The organism is Streptomyces sp. NPDC126499 (assembly GCF_040302485.1).
In the GTDB taxonomy this organism is placed as follows: domain Bacteria; phylum Actinomycetota; class Actinomycetes; order Streptomycetales; family Streptomycetaceae; genus Streptomyces.
In genome coordinates, this window is record NZ_JBEOUO010000007.1 from 272020 (window position 1) to 295407 (window position 23388).

Consider the following 23388-nt stretch of genomic DNA (forward strand, 5'->3'; position numbering starts at 1 on the left):
CGAAAGGGAGAGCGCGCACAGGCCCGAGGAACGAGGGCCGAGCACGGTCGACCGTCGACGCACGCTGAAGGCGCCCGTGGGGGCCCCTCCCGGCGAAGCCAGGGGGAGAACCGAGCCTCAAGAAAGGCTCAGAAGCCGCGGGTCCGCTTGGCCGCGCGGCGGGCCGCCGCCGCGCCCGGGGCCTGCATGAAGAGGCGGGCCAGCTCGCCTCCCAGGTTCACGCCGATGGCGATCGCCAGGGCCAGGGCCGACGCCTTCGCCAGGGAGGCGAAGCCCTGGTCCAGGTTGTTCTGGGCGATCTCCAGCACCCCGAAATAGGTCGCCGAACCGGGCAGCAGCGGCCCGATCGCCGCCGTCACGTACGGCAGCGACGACGTGTGGTGGTAGCGGGCGATCAGCTGCCCGAACAGGCCCACCAGACCGGCCGCCACCGCCGTCGCCATCACCGTCGAACCGTCCGCCGTCACCGCGATCGACGCGTAGATCACCCACGCCACCCCGCCGTTCAGCGTCGCGAACAGCACCGTCGCCCGAGACTGCTGCAACAGGATCGCGAAGGTCGCGCACAGCACCATCGACGCCACGATCTGCACCACCGGCCGCTCGACCGGCTTGAGCACCCCCTCCGGGTTCAGCTCCGCGCCGAACTGCACCGCGATGTACAGCACCGACAGCACACCCACCACGATCGCCACGAAGAAGTACCCGACCTCCAGGAGCCGGGCCGACGCCGTGATGTAGAAGCCGGTCAGACCGTCCTGCACGGCCGCCACCAGCGCCCGCCCCGGAATCAGCGCGAACAGCCCACCCGTGATCACCGCCGAAGGCCGCAGATCCGCGTGGAGCACCGTCAGCGCCACCCCCATCGCCGCCGGCGGCATCGCCGCCACCAGGAACTGGTAGAACTCCGGCAGCCCCCGCCCCGCGCACAGCCACGCCAGCCGGTCGCCCAGCATCGCCCCCAGCGCCGCCACGAAGAACACCGTCGCGCCGCCACCCACCAGCACCGACGCCGCCCCCGCGAGCGCCCCCGCCGCACTCGTCAGGACCCAGCCCGGATACGGGTGCCGGTTGCGCCGGATCTCCGCCAGGCGCCGGTACGCCTCCTCCGGCGACACCTCGTGATCAGGGTCGTTGATGTCCGCGAGCAGCTGGTAGACCGCCTCGAGCCGGGTGTAGTCGGTGCCCCGGCGCCGTACCGTACGGTTCGCCGTCACCGGATCGTCCACCAGCGACGGCTGGTACGTGATCGACAGCAGCGTGAACGTCACCGTCGGCTCACAGCGGTCCAGCCCGTACGAACGGCAGATCGCGAACATCGCCGCCTCGACGTCCTCCGCGCCCTGACCGCCCGCGAGCAGCAGCTCACCGATACGCAAGGTCAGGTCGAGCACCCGAGGCACCGGCGGCCCGCTCTCGTCCGCCTTCCGCGGCGCCTCCGGCACCGGCCGCTCGCCCACCGGCAGCCGCAGCATCGTCCGCATCCGGTCCTGCCACGGCGCGTCCGGCGCCATCCTCACCAGCGGAACGCCGTACGCGGGAGTGAACGCCGGCGGCGAGTCCTTCACCGAGTACGTCGACGGCGGCGCGAAGGCGGAACCTTCCTGCTCCACCGGCGGCTCCGGCGCCAGCCCCTCCGGCAGCGCGAACTCGGACGTCGGGTGCTCTTCCTCCACCGGCTCGGGCGGCTCCACACCGGCCGGCGGGACGAACGCGCTGCGTGCCTCGTCCGACGGCGGCTTCCGGTCCTCCGGAGCCTCCCTGGGCCCCTCCGGCCTCGCCACCACTCTGCTCGCCCTCATTCCGGCCTCGTACCCGCACGTCCGGGCCCCATACGAACCCGGCTCCGGCCAGTATGAACGCGCGAAGGGCGGCGCACCTCAGCAGGTGCACCGCCCCTCCGCACGACCGGATCAGGCCTCAAGGCCCGACCGACCCGGGAACACAGACGCCTCAGTGGCCGCCCTGCTCCTTGAAGCGCGCGTACGACTTCTCGATCTCGGCCTCGGCCTCGGCGCGGCCCACCCAGTCGGCGCCCTCGACGGACTTGCCGGGCTCCAGGTCCTTGTAGACCTCGAAGAAGTGCTGGATCTCCAGGCGGTCGAACTCGGCCACGTGGTGGATGTCGCGCAGGTGCTCCATGCGCGGGTCCGTCGCCGGGACGCACAGCAGCTTGTCGTCGCCGCCGGCCTCGTCCGTCATGCGGAACATGCCGATGGCGCGGCACTTGATCAGGCAGCCCGGGAACGTGGGCTCGTCCAGGATGACGAGCGCGTCCAGCGGGTCGCCGTCCTCGCCGAGGGTGTTCTCGACGTAGCCGTAGTCCGTCGGGTAGGCCGTCGAGGTGAAGAGCCGGCGGTCCAGGCGGATCCGACCGGTCTCGTGGTCGACCTCGTACTTGTTCCGCGATCCCTTGGGGATCTCGATGAGAACGTCGAACTCCACGGGTGGATCTCCTCCTGAATCAACACATGTCAATGCTCGCGACGACGCGCGGTGGTTAAGTGTCCCTCACGCAGGGTCCTGATCGCGAAAGGGGCTGGTCATCACATGCCGGAGCCGAGAACCTGGCAGCTCGTGGCGGGCTCCGCCGTGCTCGGTCTGGCCCTGGCCACCACAGCGGTGGCCGCGGCCGGCCCGTGGGACACGGGTCAGCGTAAGGCCGAGCGGGCCCGCGCGGTCACCCTCGCGACGACAGGTGGCGCACATCACGCCGGCGCCCCCGGCGACCCCGCCCCCCGCCGCCCCGCCCCCGCCCCCAGCGCCGCCGGAGTCCTCCGCGCCCTCGACCCCGCCGCGGCCACCGGCACCCTCACCCGACCGGGCGACGACCTCGCCGCCACCCTCGTCCCCCTCCTCGCCGACCCCGCCCTCGGCCCCCTGCGCACCGCCTCCGTCGTCGACACCACCACCGGCCGACAGCTCTACGGCGAAGGCGCCGCCACCCCCATGACCCCCGCCTCCACCATCAAGATCGCCACCACCGCCGCCGCGCTCTCCGCCCTCGGCCCCGACCACCGCATCGCCACCACCACGACCGCCACGCCCGACGGCCGCACCGTCACCCTCGTCGGCGGCGGCGACCCCACCCTCGACCACACCCGCCTGCGCCACCTCGCCGACGCCACCGCCCGCGCCCTCAAGACCCGCGGCACCCCGTCCGTACGCCTCACCTACGACACCAGCCTCTACCAGGGCCCCGTCCTCCACCCCATCGGCCCCAACGAGAACCTCGCCCCCGTCACCGCCCTCATGACGAACGCCGGCCGGCGAATCGGGGGTACCTCCCAGGCCGAAGGCTCTGGGGGAGACAGCCACACCGGAACCGCCCCCCGCAGCACCGACCCCGCCCGCGACACCGCCACCGCCTTCGCCGACCTCCTCCACCGGGCCGGCATCACCGTCCAGGGCACCCCCACCCCCGGCAAATCCCCCCAGGGCGACAAGGCCGCACCTCTCGCCCGCACCCACTCCGCACCCCTCGCCGACCTCGTCGAACACACCCTCACCCACAGCGACAACGACCTCGCCGAAGCCCTCGCCCGCCAGACCGCCCTCGCCCACCGGCAACCCGCCAGCTTCACCGGCGCCGCCAAAGCCGTCCACGACGAGCTCGCCCGCCTCGGCCTCCCCCTCGCCGGCGCCCGCTTCGCCGACGGCAGCGGCCTCGACCGCCGCGACCGGATCTCCGCCGGCCTCCTCACCGGCATCCTCACCCGCGCGGCCGACCCCACCCGCCCCACCCTGCGCCCCGTCCTCACCGGACTGCCCGTCGGCGGCTTCAGCGGCACCCTCGCCGACCGCTACGACGACCCCGCCACCACCCCCGGAGCCGGCACCGTCCGCGCCAAGACCGGCACCCTCAAAGGCGTCGACACCCTCGCCGGCACCGTCGTCACCGCCGATGGCCGCCTCCTCGCCTTCGCCTTCCTCGCCGGCGACACCGCCTCCCCCTTCACCGCCCGCCCCGCCCTCGACCGCCTCTCCGCCGCCCTCGCCCCACCCCACCGACCCGGCCCGACCCCGCCCTGAGCGGGCCTGACCCCCGCCTGACCGGGGCCTGACCCGGGCGAAAGAGTCACCCGAACCCTCACCCAACGGACGCCGAGAACGTACGGTTGACGCATGACGAGCATCGGTGGTGCAGGCACATCGGGGATGGTCGACTGGAATCTCGCCGTCGCGACGGCGACCCGCCTGGTACGCCCGGGCCCCGAAGTGAGCAGGGACGAGGCCCGCGCGGTCGTCGCCGAACTCCGCAGACACGCCAAAGCCGCCGAGGAACACGTCCGGGCCTACACCCGGATGATCCCCGACGGCCACGACCCCGCCGACATCACCGACACACCCGTCCTCGTCGTCGACCGCGCCGGCTGGATCCGCGCCAACGTCGCCGGCTTCCGCGAACTGCTCTCCCCGCTCATCGAGAAGATGCAGGAACGCCGCGCCGGCACCCCCGGCGGCACCGTCCTCAGCGCCGTCGGCGGCAAAGTCACCGGCGTCGAACTCGGCATGCTCCTGTCCTTCCTCGCCAGCCGCATCCTCGGCCAGTACGAGACCTTCGCCCCCGCCACCCGCGAACTCCCTGCCGGCACCGACGGCGGCGGACGCCTCCTCCTCGTCGCCCCCAACATCGTCCACGTCGAACGCGAGCTCGACGTCTCCCCCCACGACTTCCGCCTCTGGGTCTGCCTCCACGAAGAAACCCACCGCACCCAGTTCACCGCCGTCCCCTGGCTCCGCGACCACCTCCAAGGCGAGATCCAGTCATTCCTCGCCGCCACCGACGTCGACCCCACCACCGTCATCGAACGCCTCCGCGAAGCCGTCCAGACCCTCACCGGCAGCCGCCCCGAAGGCGAACAAGGCGAACCCGCCCCCTCTCTCGTCGAACTCGTCCAGACCCCCGAACAACGCGAGATCCTCGGCCGCCTCACCGCCGTCATGTCCCTCCTCGAAGGACACGCCGACTACGTCATGGACGGCGTCGGCCCCGACGTCGTCCCCTCCGTCGCCGAGATCCGCGAGAAATTCCAGCAACGCCGCGCCCGCGGCGCCTCCCGCCTCGACCTCGCCCTGCGCAAACTCCTCGGCCTCGACGCCAAACTCCGCCAGTACCGCGACGGCGAACGCTTCGTCCGCGCCGTCGTCGACCAGGTCGGCATGGACGGCTTCAACCGCGTGTGGACCTCCCCCAACACGCTCCCCACCAAGACCGAGATCGCCCACCCCGCCGACTGGGTGGCGAGGGTGCACCGTAAGGCAGACTCCTGAAGACAGACGCGCCGCATGACCGAAGAACACCCCCACCATCACCCATCCGAGGGACCGTGAACGGCGGGTAAGGCGTGCAATGCTCGGGTAACGGCCAGGTTCTGTCACCATCGACGCACTCTCAGTGACCGAACCCCCACTTCCGACCGTTAACACACCGACCGAGGCACCCACACTCACCACGAAGGGCACCGGACATGGGTCCCCATCCTGCGGTCGCGGCGATACGCCTGGCGGTCCGCCGCGTACTCCACGACGTCCTCACCGAACACCGCAACAGCACCCCCACCACCCCCCACCGGACACCCGACGAACACCCCCTCGTGCTCGTCGCCTGCTCCGGCGGCGCCGACTCCATGGCACTCGCCTCCGCGCTCGCCTTCGAAGCCCGCAAACTCGACCTCCGCGCCGGCGGCATCACCGTCGACCACGGCCTCCAACACGGCTCCGACCAGCGCGCCACCGAAGTCACCGACCGCATGACCGCACTCGGCCTCGACCCCGTCGAAGCCATCGCCGTCACCGTCGGACGCGACGGAGGACCCGAAGCAGCCGCACGCGACGCCCGCTACGCCGCCCTCGACGCCGCCGCCGAACGCCACGGCGCCACCGCCGTCCTCCTCGGCCACACCCGCGACGACCAAGCGGAAACCGTCCTGCTCGGCCTCGCCCGCGGCTCCGGCATCCGCTCCCTCTCCGGCATGGCCGCCGTCTCCGGCACCGCACGCCGCTACCGCCGCCCCTTCCTGGAGCTCGACCGCCAGACCGTCCGCAAGGCCTGCATCGCCCAGGAACTCGCCGTATGGGACGACCCCCACAACAGCGACCCCGCCTACACCCGCTCCCGCCTCCGCCACGAAGGCCTCCCCGCCCTCGAAAAAGCACTCGGCAAAGGCGTCGTCGAAGCCCTCGCCCGAACGGCCCAGCTCTCCCGCGACGACGCCGACGCCCTCGACTCCTGGGCCGCCGACGCCGAAGCCGCCGTACGCGACGAAGCCGGCCGCCTCGAATGCGCCAAACTCCACGGCCTCCCCCCCGCCGTACGCCGCCGCGTCCTGCGCCGCGCCGTCATCGCCGAAGGCGCCCCCGCCGGATCCCTCTTCGCCCGCCACATCGAAGAACTCGACCGGCTCATCACCGGCTGGCGCGGCCAAGGAGCCATCAACCTGCCCGGCCGCGTCGAGGCACGCCGCCAGGGTGGCAGACTGGTCATTCGGCAAGGCTGACGCAAGGCTGCAACGAAAGTGACCCGGGTGAACGAGAAGGACATGGGCACCGACCTCAAGTCGGTGCTCATCACCAAGGAAGAGATCGACGCGAAGCTGGCCGAACTGGCCGCGAAGATCGACGCGGAGTACGCGGGCAAGGACCTGCTCATCGTCGGCGTCCTCAAGGGAGCCGTGATGGTGATGGCGGACCTGGCGCGCGCGCTGTCCACCCCCGTCACCATGGACTGGATGGCCGTCTCCTCCTACGGCGCCGGCACCCAGTCCTCCGGCGTCGTCCGCATCCTCAAAGACCTCGACACCGACATCAAGGGCAAGCACGTCCTGATCGTCGAGGACATCATCGACTCCGGCCTGACCCTGTCCTGGCTCCTGAGCAACCTCGGCTCCCGCGAACCGGCCTCCCTGGAGGTCTGCACCCTCCTGCGCAAGCCGGACGCCGCCAAGGTCGCCATCGACGTCAAATGGATCGGCTTCGACATCCCCAACGAGTTCGTCGTCGGATACGGCCTCGACTACGCCGAGAAGTACCGCAACCTCCCGTTCGTCGGCACCCTCGCCCCCCACGTCTACGGCGGCTGAGGACCCACGACCCACGGGAACCCGCACCGCCCTCCCTCCGTTGAAGCAAGGGAAGACGGCCGCGGGTGACAATGCTGGGGTACCGTCCGAAGAACAGCTTTTTCATACCGCAGCTCCAAACAACAGCAGCTACTCAGCAGCATTCACCTACGGGCAGGAGGGACGGGGCGTCGAGCACGCCCCGTATGGATGGACGTGAAGCGATACTTCCGCGGGCCGGTCATGTGGATCGTGCTGGCCGTCCTCGCCGTGGTCGTGCTGATGCAGGTCGTCGGCTCGTCCGAGGGCTACAAGACGGTGGACACCGGCAAGGTCGTCCAGGCGATCGACAAGAACCAGGTCAAAAGCGCAAAGCTCACCACCGGTGACGAGCAGGTCGTCAAGATCGAGCTCGTCGACGGCCAGAAGATCGACAAGAGCAGCAAGGTCCAGGCCAGCTACATCGGCACCCAGGGCGCCGACCTGGCCGACAAGCTCCAGGAGAAGTTCGAAGCCGGCCAGATCAAGGACGGCTACACCGTCTCCCCGGAGAAGCAGTCACCGTTCCTCTCGGTCCTGCTCTCCCTGCTGCCCTTCGTCCTCATCGTGGTCGTCTTCCTCTTCCTGATGAACCAGATGCAGGGCGGCGGCTCCCGCGTCATGAACTTCGGGAAGTCCAAGGCCAAGCTCATCACCAAGGACACCCCCAAGACGACCTTCGCCGACGTCGCGGGCTCCGACGAAGCCGTCGAGGAACTCCAGGAGATCAAGGAATTCCTCCAGGAACCCGCCAAGTTCCAGGCCGTCGGAGCCAAGATCCCCAAGGGCGTCCTGCTCTACGGCCCGCCCGGAACCGGCAAGACCCTCCTCGCCCGCGCCGTCGCAGGCGAGGCCGGAGTCCCGTTCTACTCGATCTCCGGCTCCGACTTCGTCGAGATGTTCGTCGGCGTCGGCGCCAGCCGCGTCCGCGACCTCTTCGAGCAGGCCAAGGCCAACGCACCCGCCATCGTCTTCGTCGACGAGATCGACGCCGTCGGACGCCACCGCGGCGCCGGCCTCGGCGGCGGACACGACGAACGCGAGCAGACCCTCAACCAGCTCCTCGTCGAGATGGACGGCTTCGACGTCAAGGGCGGCGTCATCCTCATCGCCGCCACCAACCGGCCCGACATCCTCGACCCCGCGCTCCTGCGCCCCGGCCGCTTCGACCGGCAGATCGCCGTCGACCGCCCCGACATGCAGGGCCGACTGGAGATCCTCAAGGTCCACCAGAAGGGCAAGCCCGTCGCCCCCGACGTCGACCTCGGAGCGGTCGCCCGCCGCACCCCCGGCTTCACCGGCGCCGACCTCTCCAACGTCCTCAACGAGGCGGCCCTGCTCACCGCCCGCTCGGACAAGAAGCTGATCGACAACAAGGCGCTCGACGAGGCCATCGACCGCGTGGTCGCCGGCCCCCAGAAGCGCACCCGGATCATGTCGGACAAGGAAAAGAAGATCACCGCGTACCACGAGGGCGGCCACGCCCTCGTCGCGGCGGCCTCCCCCAACTCCGACCCGGTCCACAAGATCACCATCCTGTCCCGCGGCCGGGCCCTGGGTTACACCATGGTCCTCCCCGAAGAGGACAAGTACTCCACCACCCGCAACGAGATGCTCGACCAGCTCGCCTACATGCTGGGCGGACGCGCCGCCGAGGAACTGGTCTTCCACGACCCGACCACCGGCGCCGCCAACGACATCGAGAAGGCCACCGCCACGGCCCGCGCGATGGTCACCCAGTACGGCATGACCGAGCGACTCGGCGCCATCAAGTTCGGCGGCGACAACACCGAGCCCTTCCTCGGCCGCGAGATGGCACACCAGCGCGACTACTCCGAAGAGGTCGCCGCGCTGGTCGACGAAGAGGTCAAGAAGCTCATCGAGGCCGCCCACAACGAAGCGTGGGAGATCCTCGTCGAGAACCGCGACGTCCTCGACAACCTCGTCCTCGCGCTGCTCGAGAAGGAGACGCTGGGCAAGGAGGAGATCGCCGAGATCTTCGCCCCCATCGTCAAGCGCCCGGCCCGCCCGGCCTGGACCGGCTCCTCCCGCCGCACCCCCTCCACCCGCCCGCCCGTCCTCTCCCCCAAGGAGCTGGCCCTGACCAACAGCGCCAACGGCTCCTCCTCGACGACCCCCACGGTGGACACCACCAAGGCCATCGAGGTCGCCCCCGAGGACACCCCGGAGCCGTAAGGCTCCACAGGACCCGTCACGGGTCCCGGAATGGAAGCCGCGCCCGCACAGGTTCTAGCCTGTGGGGGCGCGGCTTTTTCGCGCCATGTCAGACAGACGGAACGAGGCACAGATGACCGACCCGGTGACGCTGGACGGCGAGGGCAAGATCGGCGAGTTCGACGAGAAGCGCGCCGAGAACGCCGTACGGGAGCTCCTCATCGCGGTCGGGGAGGACCCGGACCGCGAGGGGCTGAAGGAGACGCCGGCGCGGGTGGCGCGGGCGTACAGGGAGCTGTTCGCGGGGCTCTGGCAGAAGCCGGAGGACGTCCTGACGACGACGTTCGACCTGGGGCACGACGAAATGGTGCTCGTGAAGGACATCGAACTGACTAGTATGTGTGAGCATCATTTGCTGGTATTCCATGGCGTAGCTCACATTGGTTACATCCCGGCCGAAACGGGCAAAATCACCGGCCTGTCGAAGCTGGCCCGCCTGGTCGATGTCTTCGCGCGCCGTCCGCAGGTGCAGGAGCGGCTGACCACGCAGATCGCCGATTCGCTGATGGAGGTCCTCGAGGCGCGTGGCGCGATCGTCGTGATCGAGGCGGAGCACATGTGCATGTCGCTGCGCGGCATCCGGAAGCCGGGCGCGAAGACGACGACCTCGGCGGTGCGTGGCCAACTTCGTGACGCTACTACACGTGCCGAGGCTATGTCCCTGATATTGGCCCGTTAGTAGCGGGCTGTCCGCCTTGCTCCATACCGTCCTTGATCAGTGGAGCTGATCGCTGATCAAGGGGGCGGTATGGGGTACGGGCTTTCCAGCAAGATGCTGGTGAATCTGGTGGACGGCTGTGTCCAGGCGAAGAACGTCATGCCGGGCAGTGCAATGTGGACGCTGGACGGCGACCGGACCGTGCAGACCACGGTCGTCGGTGTGACGGCGTTGAAGGGCCGCGAGGCCGTCGACGTGGTCACGGATCACATGACGTTCACCGCCAGTCCGGATTTGCTGCTCGCCACGCCCGAAGGCTGGACGCGAGCGAAGGATGCGGAGGGTGCGACGGTTGCCTGGACGCCGGCGCGGAAGCTGTGCCGGGAGCGGTTCACGATCCGGCCCGGGTACGAGTTCGGCTACTTCGTGGGTGCCACTTGTGCCGACGGCACGGTGGGCAAGAACTACGTGTCACTGATCGTGAACGAGGAGGACTTCGCAGCCCGCTACGCGGCCGCCTTGACCGCCTGCACGGGGCTGTCGACGCGTCTGGAGGCGGTTACTCGGCCGTCCGGTTACCTGAAGCGAGACCTACCTGGCTTTCGCGTCCGAGTGGTCTCCTCATTGCTCTCGGATGCCGTGCGGCACTACGTCGGCGGGGACGCCCACCACATGCGGCAGGGCTTTCCGAGGGTGGTGCTGCGCGACATCGACACCTTCCAGGGATTTCTCGACGGCTACATCGACGGTGACGGCTGTGGAACGAGTCATGGATACGGGCGCATCATCACGAGCGCCAACGTGCCGTTCCTCGTCGAGGTGGCTCGGATCATCGGAGCGCGTTTCACGCCGTCGAAGAGAGGGCTGGCCTCGCGACTCTACGTATCGAATCGCTGGCAGAGCCGTGGCACCTTCACCCCCGAGCACCACCCCCTCCACCCGCCCGAGTCCGCCTGGGTCCAGGTCCGCGAGGTCCGCCCCCGCCCGGCCCTCGGCGCCAAGCCCTTCACGTTCTACAGCTACCGGCTGTCCCCGCACCCGACGTTCCTGGTGAACGGGCATCTCGTACGGGAGCCCTGGTAGCGCGGCACGGGCGGGCTAGGCGGCCGGGGCGGGGCCCGGGGTGTCGTCCTCGTCGTCGGGGAGTTTGCAGACGTGTTCCAGGAAGAGGGCGGCGGCGATGACGCCGATGGCCGCGAGGACGGAGAGGCCGGCGTAGAGGGCCTGGTCGCGGCGGGCGGGGACGTCGAGGGAGGCGAGGAGGAAGACGCCGGTGCCGGCGTACATGCCGGCGACGAGGGCGGCGACGAGGGCGCTGGCCTGGCCGAAGACGACCGCGCGGGCGGCCATGAGGGGTTCGACGCCCTTGGCGCCGGGGCGGCGCTCGCGCTGGGCCCTGAGGCGGGCGCGCAGCGAGAGGGCCGTGGCGGTGAGGACGGCGGCGATGGCGGCGAGGACGATGGGGGCGGCGAGCGGCACGCTGGGGAGCGTGCCGACGGAGTCCCACAGGCGGGCGGCGCCCCAGGAGAGGATGCCGGCCGCGATGAAGAGTCCGGCGAGCACTTTGAGCCGCAGTTGTTTCACCGGGTGCCCTTCGTGTGGTCCGTGCGCCTGTCCGTGGTGTCTCTTGAGGAGCGTAACGACTACTCGGGGAGTCGGAGTTCCAGGTCGGTGCGCGGCGTGACGCCTTCGTGGCCGAGGGTGGCGAGGAGGTGGGTGACGGGGCCGTGGCCGGGGAGCTGGGCTTCGGGGTCGACGTCGTGCCAGGGGGCGAGGACGAAGGCGCGCTGGTGGGCGCGGGGGTGGGGGAGGGTGAGGACGGGGTCGTCGGAGGTGACGTCGGCGTAGGTGATGATGTCGACGTCGAGGGTGCGGGCGCCCCATCGCTCTTCGCGGACCCGGTGGAAGGCCTCTTCGACGGCGTGGGCGCGTTCGAGGAGGGAGGCCGGGGGGAGGGTGGTCTTCACGAGGACGACGGCGTTGAGGTAGGAGGGCTGGGTGCCCGGTTCGACGCCCCAGGGTTCGGTTTCGTAGACGGGGGAGACGGCTTTGACGCGGAGGCCGGGGGTGTCTTCGAGGGCGTCGACGGTGCCCTGGAGGGTTTCCAGGCGGTTGCCGAGGTTGGCGCCGAGGGCGAGGACGGCCCATTTGGGGTTGGAGAGGGTGACGTCGGCCGCGTCGACGGCGGCGGTCACCGCGGCCGGTACGGGCTGCACGGTGGGGTCGCTGTGCTGGGGCTTCATGCGCGGCTCCGGGTGATGGTGACGGTGACGTCGTCGAAGGGGACGGTGATGGGTGCGTCCGGCTTGTGGACGACGACTTCGACCTCTTGGACGCCGGTGTGCTTGAGGCATTGCTGGGCGATGCGTTCGGCGAGGGTTTCGATGAGGTCGACGGGCTCGCCCTGGACGACGTCGACGACCTCTTCGGCGACGACGCCGTAGTGGACGGTCTTCGTCAGGTCGTCGTCGGCGGCGGCGGCGCGGGTGTCCAGGCCGAGGGTGAGGTCGACGATGAAGGTCTGTCCCTCTTCGCGTTCCTTGGGGAAGACGCCGTGGTGTCCTCGGGCCTTGAGGCCGCGCAGCGCGACACGATCCACGCGAATCACTCCTGCTGTCGTAGTTCGGTGGCCACGCAGCCGGGTGCGGACGGCCGGGTGTCCATCGTCGAATCTACCTGCGGGTGGTGACAGTCGGGGCGGCGCCTCTGGTGGGGGGTGGGGTGAGGGGGGTCAGGTGTCGGGGTCGGTGGTGTGGTCGTCGTCGGTGTCGGGCAGGACGGGGGAGCCGTGGTGGGACCAGATGCGCCAGCCCTCTGACGTGCGGCGGAAGACGTTGGTGGCGACGACGAGCTCGCCGAGGAGGGGTCCGAGTTCGGCGCCGTCCTCGGCGGGTCCGCCGCTGAGGATGTTCTCGGTGCACGTGACGACCGCCACGTCGCCGGCGAGGGAGATCTCGACGTCGGTGAGGAAGAACTGGATGTAGTCGGTGTTCGCCATGATGAGGGCGTACGAGCGGAGGACTTCGCCGCGGCCGGTGAGGACGGGCCAGCCGGGGTGGACGCAGGAGACGGTGGTGGCGGGGTCGTCGAGCCAGAGGTCGGTGACGGTGTCGAAGTCGCCTTGTTCCATCGCTTCGTAGAAGGCGGTGTTGGCGGCTTCGACGGCGGTGCGGTCGGCCTCGGTGGCGCGGGTCACCTGGCTCCTTCGACGGCTCTGGCGACGCGTACGGCGTCGGCGGTGGCGCGGACCTCGTGGACGCGGACGGCCCAGGCGCCTTCGTGGGCGGCGATGGCGGAGACGGCGGCGGTGGCGGCGTCGCGTTCGCGGGCGGGGGGTGGGGTGGCGCCGTCGTGGGCGAGGACGTGGCCGAGGAAGCGTTTGCGGGAGGCGGCGACGAGGAGGGGGCGGCCGAGGGCGCGGAGCCGGGGGAGGTGGGCGACGAGGGCGAGGTCGTGGGGGGCGAGTTTGGCGAAGCCGAGGCCGGGGTCGACGATGATGCGTTCGGGGGCGATGCCGCCGTCGATGACGGCTTCCATGCGGGTGCGGAGTTCGGTGACGACTTCGTGGACGACGTCGTCGTAGACGGCGAGGCTGTTCATGTTCTTGCTGAAGCCGCGCCAGTGCATGACGACGAAGGGGACTTCGGCGGCGGCGACGGCGGGGACCATGGCGGGGTCGGCGAGGCCGCCGCTGACGTCGTTGACGAGGCGGGCGCCGGCGTCGACGGCGCGGGCGGCGACGGTGGCGCGCATGGTGTCGACGGAGACGGTGATGCCTTCGGCGGTGAGGCCGCGGACGACGGGGATGACGCGGCGGAGTTCTTCGTCCTCGTCGACGCGGCTGGCGCCGGGGCGGGTGGATTCGCCGCCGACGTCGACGAGGTCGGCGCCTTGGGCGACGAGGTCGAGGCCGTGTTTGACGGCGGCCGTGGTGTCGAACCAGCGGCCGCCGTCGGAGAAGGAGTCGGGGGTCACGTTGACCACGCCCATGACCGCGCAGCGGTTCCACTCCGGCAGGCCGAGTGGCGTGCCCCGGTCGATCGTCGTACTCATGCGTCCAGCGTAGGGCCTGCCCCGTGGGTGGGGCGGGGTGAGGCCGGTGGGGCTGGTGGGGCGGGGTGAGGCCGGTGGGGCCGGGGAGACCCGTGGGGCGGGGCAGGCCGGTCGGGCCGGGGAGGCCCGGGGGGCCGGTGGGGTGGGGTCAGGCGGCGCGGATCTCGTGTTCGGGCTGGGTGGGGACGATGTGGGCGCAGGGGCGGGGTGTGGCGGTGTGGGTGCGACGGGTGAGGCGGGCGAGGGGGCGGGGGAGGCTGAGGTTCACGAAGCCTTCGGCCTGCATGGCGGCGAAGCCGATGCGGGGGAGGTCGCGGCTTTTGCGGTAGACGACGAAGCGGGGTTCCCAGCGGGGCTGGAATTTGGCGTTGAACTTGTAGAGGGATTCGATCTGGAACCAGCGGGAGAGGAAGACGAGGAGTCCGCGCCAGAGGCGCAGGACGGGGCCGGCGCCGATCTTCTCGCCGCGGGCGAGTGCGGCGCGGAACATGGCGAAGTTGAGGGAGACGCGCTGGATGCCGAGGCGGGGGGCGGCCTGGAGGGCGGCGACGATGAGGAGCTCGTTCATGCCGGGGTCGGCGGCACGGTCGCGGCGCATGAGTTCGAGGGACATGCCGTCGGGGCCCCAGGGGACGAAGTGGATGATGGCTTTCAGGTCGCCGTAGGGGGAGGGGCCGTCGGGGGTGTCGGGGTCGTCTTCTTTGTGGGCGGTGGCTATGACCGCCTCGCCGTCGCCGGGGCCGCCGATGCGGCCGAGGGCCATGGAGAAGCCGCGTTCGGTGTCGGTGCCGCGCCAGTCGTCGGCGGCGCGGCGGATGCGGTCGAGTTCGGCGTCGGTGAGGTCGGCGACGCGGCGGACCTTGGTGGTGTAGCCGTTGCGTTCGATGCGTTTGACCATCTGGCGTACGTTGCGCATGGCGCGGCCGGAGAGGGAGAAGTCGGCGACGTCGACGACGGCTTCGTCGCCGAGTTCGAGGGCGTCGAGTCCGGTCTCGCGGGTCCAGACGTGGCCGCCGGTCTCGGAGCAGCCCATGACGGCGGGGGTCCAGGAGTGGGCCTTGGCTTCGTCCATGAAGCGTTCGATGGCGCCGGGCCAGGCTTCGACGTCGCCGATGGGGTCGCCGCTGGCGAGCATGACGCCGGAGACGACGCGGTAGCAGACGGCGGCCTTGCCGCTGGGGGAGAAGACGACGCCCTTGTCGCGGCGGAGGGCGAAGTGGCCGAGGGAGTCGCGGGCGCCGTGCTTGTCGAGGAGGGCGCGGAGCTTGGTCTCGTCGTCCTCGGTGAGGCGGGCGGCGGGGTGCTCGGGGCGGAAGGCGAGGTAGATGGTGGTCAGCGCGGTGAGCATGCCGAGGGCGCCGAGGGAGTAGCCGACGGTCCAGTCGACGCCGCGGGTGTAGGCGACGGGGCCTTCGATGCCGAACAGGCCGTAGAGGACGTGTTCGAGGCGGTCGGTGAGGCTGGGGCTGCCGACGACGCGGCGGGGGTGGGCGCTGACGATGACGAGGCCGAGGGCGATGGATCCGGCGCCCATGACGACGAAGTTGGCGAGGGCGCGCCAGCGGCTGCGGGGGTCGGGCAGGGCGGCGAATTCGTCGCGGTGGCGTAGGAGGAGGGCGAGCAGGGCGAGGGAGAGCAGGGCGCCGGTGAGGGAGTGGCGCCAGACGAACTGGGCGACGGCGCCGATGGGCAGCAGGATGACGGCGGCGCGCCAGGCGCGGCGTTTGTTGCGCTTGAGGCCGTGGGCGAGGAGGAGCAGCAGGACGCCGGCGCTGAGGGAGAGGGCCGCGGAGAGCGGTCCGAGGGTGCCGGGGAGGACTTCGGCGAGGGCGTGCATGCGGCTGGCGCGGAAGCGCGGGAAGACGCCGGCGGCGATGTCGATCAGGCCGATGAGCGTGCAGGCCGTTCCGACGAGGGCGGGGACCTTTTCGGGTCGGGGTCCGCGCAGAATCCGGCGTACGCGATCCGGAACCGATCGCGTTTTGTCCCCATCTACCGTGACAGACATCGTTTCCCGTGCTTCCCGTGGCTTCGCAAGAGATCGTTGATCCGGCGGGCCGCGCTGGTCGGGCGGGCGTGCCGGGGGTTTGCGCCTTCTAGGACGGAGGAGCGATGGGGCGGGTTCACTCGCCGTCAGGGAAATTTTCAGGGAAAAATCAGGAAGAAAGCTCGGACGTCTCATGGGTCTCACCAGCAACAAGGTCCTCGCTCTGGCGGTAGCGCTGGCCGTGGTGTTCTTCGTCGCCACGATCTGGCTGTGGCCGCGGCTCGCGCGTGGCGGCTGGAAGTCGGTCCTGGGGCGGATCGGGCTGCTGCTCGCCACCCAGGTGACGCTGTTCGCCTCGGTGGGGCTCGCGGCGAACAACTCGTTCCTGTTCTACGGCTCCTGGGCCGATCTGTTCGGCCAAGAGCAGGACATGGGTGTGGTCGTGGACCACTCGGCCGGCTCCAGGGACGTGAAGGTGGTCGGTACGCAGGCGCTGGACGTGCCGGGCGGGGGCCGGCCGTCGGTCGGCGGGCAGATACAGAAGGTGGTCATAGCGGGCGAGAAGTCGAAGATCGACTCGCCGGCGTACGTGTATCTGCCGCCGGAGTACTTCCAGAGCCGGTACGCGAAGTCGACCTTTCCGGCCTCGGTGGTGCTGACCGGGTACCCGGGTACGGCGGAGAACCTGCTCAAGGGCCTGAAGTACCCGAAGACGGCGTACCAGCAGGCCAAGGAGAAGAAGATGCAGCCGATGATCCTGGTGATGCTGCGTCCGACGGTGGCGCCGCCGCGGGACACGGAGTGCGTGGACGTTCCGGGCGGGCCGCAGACGGAGACGTTCTTCGCGAAGGACCTGCCGAAGGCGATCTCGGAGACGTACCGGGTGGGGACGAAGCCGCGGAACTGGGGCTTCATGGGGAACTCGACCGGTGGCTACTGCGCCCTGAAGATCGCGCTGCACCACCCGGACCGGTTCGCGGCGGGCGCGGGCTTCTCGGCGTACTACAAGGCGGCCGAGGACGTGACGACGGGCGATCTGTTCCACGGGGACAAGGACCTGCGCAAGCGGGCGGACCTGCTGTGGAGCCTGGACCACCGGCCGCAGGGGAATTCGTCGTTCCTGGTGACGACGTCGAAGCAGGGCGAGGGGAACCTGAAGGGGACGCTCGCCTTCATCAAGAAGGTGAAGGCCCCGGCGCGGGTGTCGTCGATCACGCTGGACAGCGGTGGTCACAACTTCAACACCTGGAACCGGGAGATCCCGCCGGGTCTGGTGTGGATGAGCGGGCGCCTCAGCGCGAGCTGAGGGGTGCCGGTGCCCGGCGCAGGGCGCGGTGGACGCCGGCGGTGGTGAGGGTGCCGAGGACGCGGCCGGGGTCGCCGGGGGCGTGGACGGTGATGCGTCCGGAGTCGTGCTGGAGGAGGGCGGCGAGGGCGTCCTTGAGGGAGGCGCCGAGGGGGAGGGCCGCGGCGGGGCCTTTCGGGAGGTCGTCGCCGGGTGCCGGCCGGTCCAGGTCGGCCTGGGTCACCGGGGTGACGGCGAGCCGCTTGAGCGCGCGGTCGGCGCCGACGAAATCGGCGACGTACGGGGTGGCGGGGGCGGCGAGGACGGTGGCGGGGGTGTCGAACTGCTCGATGCGGCCCTGCCCGTAGACGGCGATCCGGTCGCCGAGCCGGATGGCCTCCTCCAGGTCGTGGGTGACGAGCAGCACCGTCTTGCGGACGGTGGCCTGGAGGTTCAGGAACTCGGTCTGGAGCCGTTCCCGGACGACCGGGTCGACGGCGCCGAAGGGCTCGTCCATGAGGAGGACGGGCGGGTCGGCGGCGAGGGCGCGGGCCACGCCGACGCGCTGGCGCTGGCCGCCGGAGAGCTGATCGGGGTAGCGGTGGCCGTACGTGGTGGGGTCGAGGCCGACCAGGTCGAGGAGCTCGGCGGCGCGCTCGCGGGCGCGGGCCTTCTTCCAGCCGAGCAGGGCCGGGACGGTGGCCGTGTTGTCGAGGACGGTGCGGTGCGGGAAGAGGCCGACCTGCTGGATGACGTAGCCGATGGAGCGGCGCAGCGTGACGGGGTCGGCGGCGCGGACGTCCTCGCCGCCGAGCAGGATCCGGCCCTCGGTGGGTTCGACGAGCCGGTTCACCATCTTCATGGTGGTGGTCTTGCCGCAGCCGGACGGGCCGACGAGGGTGACCAGTTCGCCTTCGGCGACCTCGAAGGAGAGGTCGTCCACGGCGGTGGTGCCGTCCTCGTACCGCTTGGTCACGTGCTCGAACCGGATCATGGTCCCCATTCTGGCCCGTCGCGGCCGGGTCCGTGTGAAGGAAGTATTTCCACATCGTGGCGTTTCTGGAGGATTCCGGGCGGACTGTCAGTGGCGGGGGTTAGGGTCACCGGCAGACGTTCGATCTTCGGTCCACGGTGACGGGGAGGGGGTGGACATGGCCGCGGCGGACTGCCTGGTGGCGAACGACTGGATCTGCGGCGCCTATCTGCGCAGCCGCTCCCAGGAGTTGACCGACGCCACCCTCCAGCACATCGGCATCACGGCCGTGTCGGTGCTGCTCGGGCTGGCCGTGGCCTTTCCCCTCGCGCTGCTGGTGCGGGCCCGGCCGCGGTTGGCCGGGCCCGTCCTCGGGCTCACCACCCTGCTCTACACGATCCCGTCGCTCGCGATGTTCTCGCTGCTGCTGCCCTTCCTCGGGCTGTCCACGGCGCTCGTGGTGACCGGACTCGTGCTGTATTCGCTGACGATCCTGGTGCGGGGCGTCCTCGCCGGGCTGGCGGCCGTGCCCGCGGAGACGCGGGAGGCCGCCCGCGGCATGGGCTACGGGGCGGGCCGGCTGCTCTGGGAGGTCGAACTGCCCCTCGCGCTGCCCGCCCTGATGGCCGGCATACGGATGGCGACGGTCTCCACGATCGCGCTCACCACGGTCGGCTCCATCGTCGGCCGCGGCGGCCTCGGCAATCTCATCGAGGACGCGCTGCCCACCTTCTTCAAGGCCCAGGTGCTCGCCGCCTCCGTGCTGTGCGTGCTGCTCGCCGTCGCCGCCGACCTGCTGCTCCTCGGCCTTCAGCGGCTCCTCACCCCCTGGACGCGTCCGCGGGCCCGGCCGGCGGCGGGGGGCCGGGGATGACGGTCGTCGCGGACGCGTGGAGCTGGCTGACCACCGGCGCGAACTGGTCGGGCGAGAGCGGTGTCGCCCACCGGCTCGCCGAGCACCTGTACGTGAGCGGGACCGCCCTGCTCCTCGCCTGCGCCGTCGCCCTTCCCCTCGGGCTGTGGCTCGGGCACCTGGGCAGGGGCGGCGCCCTCGCCGTCAACGTCTCCAACGCGGGCCGCGCCGTCCCCGTCTTCGCGGTCCTCGCCCTGTTCATGGTCTCGCCGCTGCGCAACGCGGGATACGTGCCGACGGTCGCCGCGCTCGTGCTGTTCGCGATGCCCCCGCTGCTCACCCACGCCTACGTGGGCGTACGGGAGGTGGACCGCGCCGTCGTGGAGGCCGCCCGCGGCATGGGCATGTCCGGCGGCCAGCTCTTCCGCGCGGTGGAACTGCCGCTCGCCCGCCCGATGCTGATGACGGGTCTGCGCTCGGCGGCCGTGCAGGTCGTCGCCACGGCGACGATCGCCGCCATGGTCGGCCAGGGCGGCCTCGGCCGGATCATCACCGCCGGGTTCAACACGTACGACACGCCGCAGGTGGTGGCCGGCGCCGTGCTCGTGGCCCTCCTCGCCCTCCTCGTGGAGGTGCTGCTGGTGGCCGCGGACCGGCTCCTCGGCCGTGGCGCCCCACGGGGATGAAAGGACAACGACGGAGATGGGTGATCTTGTGAGCAGGACCTCGCGCCTCGTGGGCGCGGCACTGGGCACGGCGGCACTGACGGTCACGCTCGCCGCGTGCGGCGGCGACAGCCTGGAGCAGACCAAGGACGGCTCCTCGGGCGGGGGCGCGGGCGGCGGCGACAAGGGCCCGATCGTCGTCGGCGCCGCCGCGTTCACCGAGTCGAAGGTCCTTGCCGAGCTGTACGCCCAGGTCCTCGACGACGCCGGATACTCCGCGAGCGTCACCACGGTGAAGAACCGCGAGCTGTACGAACCGTCCCTGGAGAAGGGCGAGATCGACGTCGTTCCGGAATACGCGGCGACCCTCGCGGAATTCCTCAACGCGAAGGTGAACGGCCCCAAGGCGCCCGAGGAGAAGCCGGTCGCCTCGTCCGACCCGGTCGCCACCACCCAGGCGCTGAAGAAGCTCGCCGAGCCGCGCGGACTGAAGGTGCTCGCCGTCGGCCGGGCCGTCGACCAGAACGCCTTCGCGGTGAGCAGGGAATTCGCGGAGAAGAACAAGCTCACCACGCTTTCCGATCTCGGCCGCGCCAAGCTGAAGGTGAAGATCGCGGCCGGTGACGAATGCGAGATCCGGCCCTTCTGCGCACCGGGCCTGAAGAAGGTCTACGGCATCGACGTCATCGGCGTCGACCCCAAGGGGGTCGGCACCCCGCAGGCCAAGCAGGCCGTCAAGGACGGGGTGGACCAGCTCGTCCTCACCACCACCACGGACGCCACCGTCGACTCCTTCGGACTGGTCTTCCTCGACGACGACAAGAAGCTGCAGAACGCCGACAACGTGCTTCCCGTGGTCAATGCGAAGGACGCCGGATCACCGGAGATAGCCGCCGCCCTCGACAAGATCACGAAGGTGCTGACGACGGAGGATCTCGCCGAACTCAACCGCAAGGTCGACGCCGAGCGGGCGAAGCCCGAGGACGTCGCGAAGGCCTATCTTCAGTCGAAGGGGCTGCTCAAGAAGTAGGCGCCGGGTAAGGGGAGTCGGCCGGGCCCGACGGGGAATGGGGACGGCCCGGGCGGGCGACGGCGAGAACTCGCCAAGAGATTGCCGGGCCGACCCCCCATACGCCGCCTACGCACGGTAAATTTCAGGCCATGCCACGTGGACGTCACCGCCATTCCCCACCTCTGCACAAGCTCCTGCCGCCCTCCGCGGTCGCCGGGGCGTCGGTCGTCTGTGCCGCGGTCGCCTGGCTGCTCGGTGACCCCGTGGTGCTGCGGCTGCTCGTCGCCGCCGCGGCGGCCGCGGCCGTCACCGGGGCCGTCCTCATGCGCAGTTGGGACCGCAGCGCCGGCCGCCAGGTCGCCGAGCTCAACCGGGCCCGCACCGCCGACCAGTGGAAGACCGACGAGCGGATCGCCGAGCTGGAGTCCGACCTGGAGGAGTCGCGCGAGCTGCGCGCCCGCCTCGACGCCAAGCTCCGCGCCAAGCGCGTCGAACTGGCCGGGCTCCGCAGCGAGCACGCCGACCTCCTGCGCCGCTACGCCACCGCCGAGACCGAGCGGGCCAGCGCCCTGGAGGGCCGCCGCCGGCTCGCCCTGGAGACCACCGCGACCACCGGGGGGACGAAGGCCCTGCCCGCCGCCGGCTCCACCCCGACCCCGGAGGCCTACCGCAGGGCCGCGGAAGCCCTGCGCAAGCTGACGGCGAGGACGGAGCCCGCCGTGCGGGCCCCGGGCGCGGCGGAGGAGGACGCGGAACCCGAACCGGCGACGCCGACCCGGCCCGAGGCCGGGGCGAAGACCGAGACCGGGTCGAAGATCGAGCCCGGGGCGCAGCCCCAGGCCGGGACGAAGCCCGAGGCGCAGACCCGGCCCGAGGTGAAGACTCCCGGCGCCGCGGACCGCCCGCGCCCGCAGGAGGAGCAGCACGCGAAGAGCTCCGGGGCCTCCGCGCTGCGCGCCGTCCCCGCCGCGGCCGCGATCGTCCCGTACGCCGCCCGCCGACCCGCCCCGCGCCCCGTGGGCGGCTTCGACTACTTCGGCACGCAAGGAGCGCTGGGCGCGAAGAAGGCGGCCGCCGCGATCGAGGCCGTGCAGAACGCGGACCTCGCCGACGTCGTCGGCGAGGAGGTCCTCGCCGCCGCCGAGCAGCCGGCCGCCCCCGAGCAGCGGGCGATCGGCCAGGTCATCGACCTCACGGCGCACGACGAGACCGAGCAGCTCGACGTGGCGGAGCTGCGCGGGGCGGTCAACTCGTAACGGACGAGGCAGGTGTGCGGCAGGCGCCGGCGGACACGATCCGCCGGCGCCTGCCGCATGTCGTACCGCCGTATGCCGTGCCGCCGTATGTCGTACCGCCGTATGCCGTGCCGCCGTATGTCGTACCGCCGTATGCCGTGCCGCCCGTCCCGCCGTCCTACTTGTCGATGTCGCCGACGACGAAGAAGAGCGAGCCGAGGATCGCCACCATGTCGGCGACGAGAGTCCCCGGCAGCAGCTCGGTCAGCGCCTGGATGTTGTTGTACGAGGCCGAGCGCAGCTTCAGCCGGTACGGGGTCTTCTCGCCCTTGGAGACGAGGTAGTAGCCGTTGATGCCCAACGGGTTCTCGGTCCAGGCGTAGGTGTGCCCCTCCGGTGCCTTGAGGACCTTCGGCAGCCGCTGGTTGATGGGCCCCTGCGGCAGCTCCTCGATCCGGTCCAGACAGGCGTCGGCGAGCTCCAGGGAGTTGTGCGTCTGCTCCAGCAGGCACTCGAAGCGGGCCAGGCAGTCGCCCTCGGTCCGGGTCACCACCCGCAGGGTGTCCCGCAGCTCCCCGTACGCGAGGTACGGCTCGTCGCGCCGCAGGTCGAAGTCGACGCCCGAGGCGCGGGCGATGGGCCCCGACACCCCGTACGCGTGCGCGGTCTCCTGCGCGAGGACCCCGACCCCGCGGGTGCGTCCCCGGAAGATCTCGTTGCCGAGCACGAGCCGGTCGTACACGTCCATCCGCGACCGCACGTCCGCGACCGCCTGCCGCACCCGGCCCAGCCACCCGGCGGGAAGGTCCTCCTTCAGCCCGCCGACCCGGTTGAACATGTAGTGCATCCGGCCGCCGGAGACCTCCTCCATGACGGCCTGGAGCTCCTCGCGCTCGCGGAAGGCGTGGAAGACGGGGGTGATGCCGCCGAGCTCCAGCGGGTAGGAGCCGAGGAACATCAGGTGGTTGAGCACCCGGTTCAGCTCGGCGAGCAGCGTCCGCGTCCACACGGCCCGCTCGGGGACCTCCATGCCGAGCATCCGCTCGACGGCCATGACCACACCGAGCTCGTTGGAGAACGCGGACAGCCAGTCATGCCGGTTCGCCAGCATGATGATCTGCCGGTAGTCCCGCGCCTCGAACAGCTTCTCGGCCCCCCGGTGCATGTAGCCGACCACCGGCTCGGCCTCCCGCACGACCTCCCCGTCGAGCACGAGCCGGAGCCGGAGCACACCGTGCGTGGAGGGATGCTGGGGGCCGATGTTGAGCACCATGTCGGTGCTTTCCGCCGCGCCGCCGATGCCGACCGTCGTCTCCGTCATGCCGGACAGTA

The 23388-nt window shown here is 70.9% G+C and carries 22 protein-coding genes; 12 read left to right on the forward strand and 10 right to left on the reverse strand.

The window, feature by feature from the left end; genetic code table 11:
* Window positions 1-128: 128 nt before the first annotated feature.
* Window positions 129-1787 carry a threonine/serine exporter ThrE family protein gene (locus ABTZ91_RS13145; protein ID WP_407077954.1) on the reverse strand — a complete coding sequence of 553 codons (1659 nt, stop codon included), beginning with the start codon at window positions 1785-1787 and terminating at the stop codon, window positions 129-131.
* Window positions 1788-1953: 166 nt separating this feature from the next.
* Entirely contained in the window at window positions 1954-2445 is a 492-nt protein-coding gene (locus ABTZ91_RS13150) for an inorganic diphosphatase (protein WP_352077215.1), read from the reverse strand.
* A 105-nt stretch (window positions 2446-2550) separates the two neighbouring features.
* Between ABTZ91_RS13150 and dacB the strand changes: the two genes are divergently transcribed.
* The 7 genes from dacB (at window position 2551) to ABTZ91_RS13185 (ending at window position 11076) form a co-directional block, all read left to right on the forward strand.
* Window positions 2551-4032, forward strand: a complete 1482-nt coding sequence (gene dacB, locus ABTZ91_RS13155) for a D-alanyl-D-alanine carboxypeptidase/D-alanyl-D-alanine-endopeptidase (RefSeq protein ID WP_352077216.1) — start codon at window positions 2551-2553, stop codon at window positions 4030-4032.
* A 93-nt stretch (window positions 4033-4125) separates the two neighbouring features.
* Window positions 4126-5274 (forward strand): zinc-dependent metalloprotease, encoded by a 1149-nt coding sequence (locus ABTZ91_RS13160; protein WP_352077217.1) that lies wholly within the window; start codon window positions 4126-4128, stop codon window positions 5272-5274.
* Between the two features lie 197 nt (window positions 5275-5471).
* Window positions 5472-6500, forward strand: coding sequence for a tRNA lysidine(34) synthetase TilS (gene tilS / locus ABTZ91_RS13165; RefSeq protein ID WP_352077218.1), 1029 nt, complete (start codon window positions 5472-5474; stop codon window positions 6498-6500).
* 42 nt (window positions 6501-6542) lie between these two features.
* Window positions 6543-7082, forward strand: coding sequence for a hypoxanthine phosphoribosyltransferase (hpt, locus tag ABTZ91_RS13170; protein WP_132917781.1), 540 nt, complete (start codon window positions 6543-6545; stop codon window positions 7080-7082).
* 189 nt (window positions 7083-7271) lie between these two features.
* Complete coding sequence (gene ftsH / locus ABTZ91_RS13175; protein ID WP_352077219.1) at window positions 7272-9296, forward strand: ATP-dependent zinc metalloprotease FtsH; 2025 nt, start codon at window positions 7272-7274, stop codon at window positions 9294-9296.
* A gap of 112 nt (window positions 9297-9408) precedes the next feature.
* The gene (folE, locus tag ABTZ91_RS13180; protein ID WP_352077220.1) at window positions 9409-10014 is read left to right on the forward strand and encodes a GTP cyclohydrolase I FolE; all 606 of its coding nucleotides are present in this window, start codon (window positions 9409-9411) and stop codon (window positions 10012-10014) included.
* A 39-nt stretch (window positions 10015-10053) separates the two neighbouring features.
* Window positions 10054-11076 (forward strand): hypothetical protein, encoded by a 1023-nt coding sequence (locus ABTZ91_RS13185; RefSeq protein WP_352077221.1) that lies wholly within the window; start codon window positions 10054-10056, stop codon window positions 11074-11076.
* 15 nt (window positions 11077-11091) lie between these two features.
* Here the strand turns inward: ABTZ91_RS13185 and ABTZ91_RS13190 are convergent, their stop codons facing one another.
* From ABTZ91_RS13190 to ABTZ91_RS13215, 6 genes are all read right to left on the reverse strand, one after another.
* On the reverse strand, window positions 11092-11577 hold the full coding sequence (locus ABTZ91_RS13190; RefSeq protein WP_352077222.1) for a DUF3180 domain-containing protein: 486 nt from the start codon (window positions 11575-11577) through the stop codon (window positions 11092-11094).
* Window positions 11578-11636: 59 nt separating this feature from the next.
* A complete protein-coding gene (gene folK / locus ABTZ91_RS13195) occupies window positions 11637-12236 on the reverse strand; it encodes a 2-amino-4-hydroxy-6-hydroxymethyldihydropteridine diphosphokinase (protein WP_352077223.1) in 600 nt (199 codons plus the stop codon).
* Complete coding sequence (gene folB, locus ABTZ91_RS13200) at window positions 12233-12592, reverse strand: dihydroneopterin aldolase (protein ID WP_352077224.1); 360 nt, start codon at window positions 12590-12592, stop codon at window positions 12233-12235. The genes folK and folB overlap by 4 nt, the downstream gene beginning before the upstream one ends.
* 132 nt (window positions 12593-12724) lie before the next feature.
* The gene (locus ABTZ91_RS13205) at window positions 12725-13123 is read right to left on the reverse strand and encodes a nuclear transport factor 2 family protein (protein ID WP_407077955.1); all 399 of its coding nucleotides are present in this window, start codon (window positions 13121-13123) and stop codon (window positions 12725-12727) included.
* A 62-nt stretch (window positions 13124-13185) separates the two neighbouring features.
* Window positions 13186-14046 carry a dihydropteroate synthase gene (gene folP, locus ABTZ91_RS13210; RefSeq protein ID WP_352077226.1) on the reverse strand — a complete coding sequence of 287 codons (861 nt, stop codon included), beginning with the start codon at window positions 14044-14046 and terminating at the stop codon, window positions 13186-13188.
* A 148-nt stretch (window positions 14047-14194) separates the two neighbouring features.
* Window positions 14195-16054: a phosphatidylglycerol lysyltransferase domain-containing protein gene (locus ABTZ91_RS13215; protein ID WP_352077227.1), complete on the reverse strand. Its 1860-nt coding sequence runs from the start codon at window positions 16052-16054 to the stop codon at window positions 14195-14197.
* A gap of 172 nt (window positions 16055-16226) precedes the next feature.
* On the opposite strand from ABTZ91_RS13215, the gene ABTZ91_RS13220 reads away from it, so the two are divergent.
* A complete protein-coding gene (locus ABTZ91_RS13220; protein ID WP_352077228.1) occupies window positions 16227-17339 on the forward strand; it encodes an alpha/beta hydrolase-fold protein in 1113 nt (370 codons plus the stop codon).
* Here ABTZ91_RS13220 and ABTZ91_RS13225 read toward each other — a convergent pair.
* The gene (locus tag ABTZ91_RS13225) at window positions 17326-18312 is read right to left on the reverse strand and encodes an ATP-binding cassette domain-containing protein (protein ID WP_352077229.1); all 987 of its coding nucleotides are present in this window, start codon (window positions 18310-18312) and stop codon (window positions 17326-17328) included. The genes ABTZ91_RS13220 and ABTZ91_RS13225 overlap by 14 nt on opposite strands.
* A gap of 157 nt (window positions 18313-18469) precedes the next feature.
* Here ABTZ91_RS13225 and ABTZ91_RS13230 point away from each other — a divergent pair, with 157 nt between their 5' ends.
* From ABTZ91_RS13230 to ABTZ91_RS13245, 4 genes are all read left to right on the forward strand, one after another.
* Window positions 18470-19165, forward strand: a complete 696-nt coding sequence (locus ABTZ91_RS13230) for an ABC transporter permease (RefSeq protein WP_352077230.1) — start codon at window positions 18470-18472, stop codon at window positions 19163-19165.
* The gene (locus ABTZ91_RS13235; protein ID WP_352077231.1) at window positions 19162-19830 is read left to right on the forward strand and encodes an ABC transporter permease; all 669 of its coding nucleotides are present in this window, start codon (window positions 19162-19164) and stop codon (window positions 19828-19830) included. Before ABTZ91_RS13230 ends, ABTZ91_RS13235 begins: the two co-directional genes overlap by 4 nt.
* A gap of 16 nt (window positions 19831-19846) precedes the next feature.
* Window positions 19847-20839 carry an ABC transporter substrate-binding protein gene (locus tag ABTZ91_RS13240; protein WP_352077232.1) on the forward strand — a complete coding sequence of 331 codons (993 nt, stop codon included), beginning with the start codon at window positions 19847-19849 and terminating at the stop codon, window positions 20837-20839.
* 131 nt (window positions 20840-20970) lie between these two features.
* Entirely contained in the window at window positions 20971-22077 is a 1107-nt protein-coding gene (locus ABTZ91_RS13245) for a hypothetical protein (RefSeq protein ID WP_352077233.1), read from the forward strand.
* Window positions 22078-22234: 157 nt separating this feature from the next.
* Here the strand turns inward: ABTZ91_RS13245 and ABTZ91_RS13250 are convergent, their stop codons facing one another.
* Window positions 22235-23377, reverse strand: a complete 1143-nt coding sequence (locus tag ABTZ91_RS13250) for an NADH-quinone oxidoreductase subunit D (protein ID WP_352077234.1) — start codon at window positions 23375-23377, stop codon at window positions 22235-22237.
* Window positions 23378-23388: the final 11 nt, after the last annotated feature.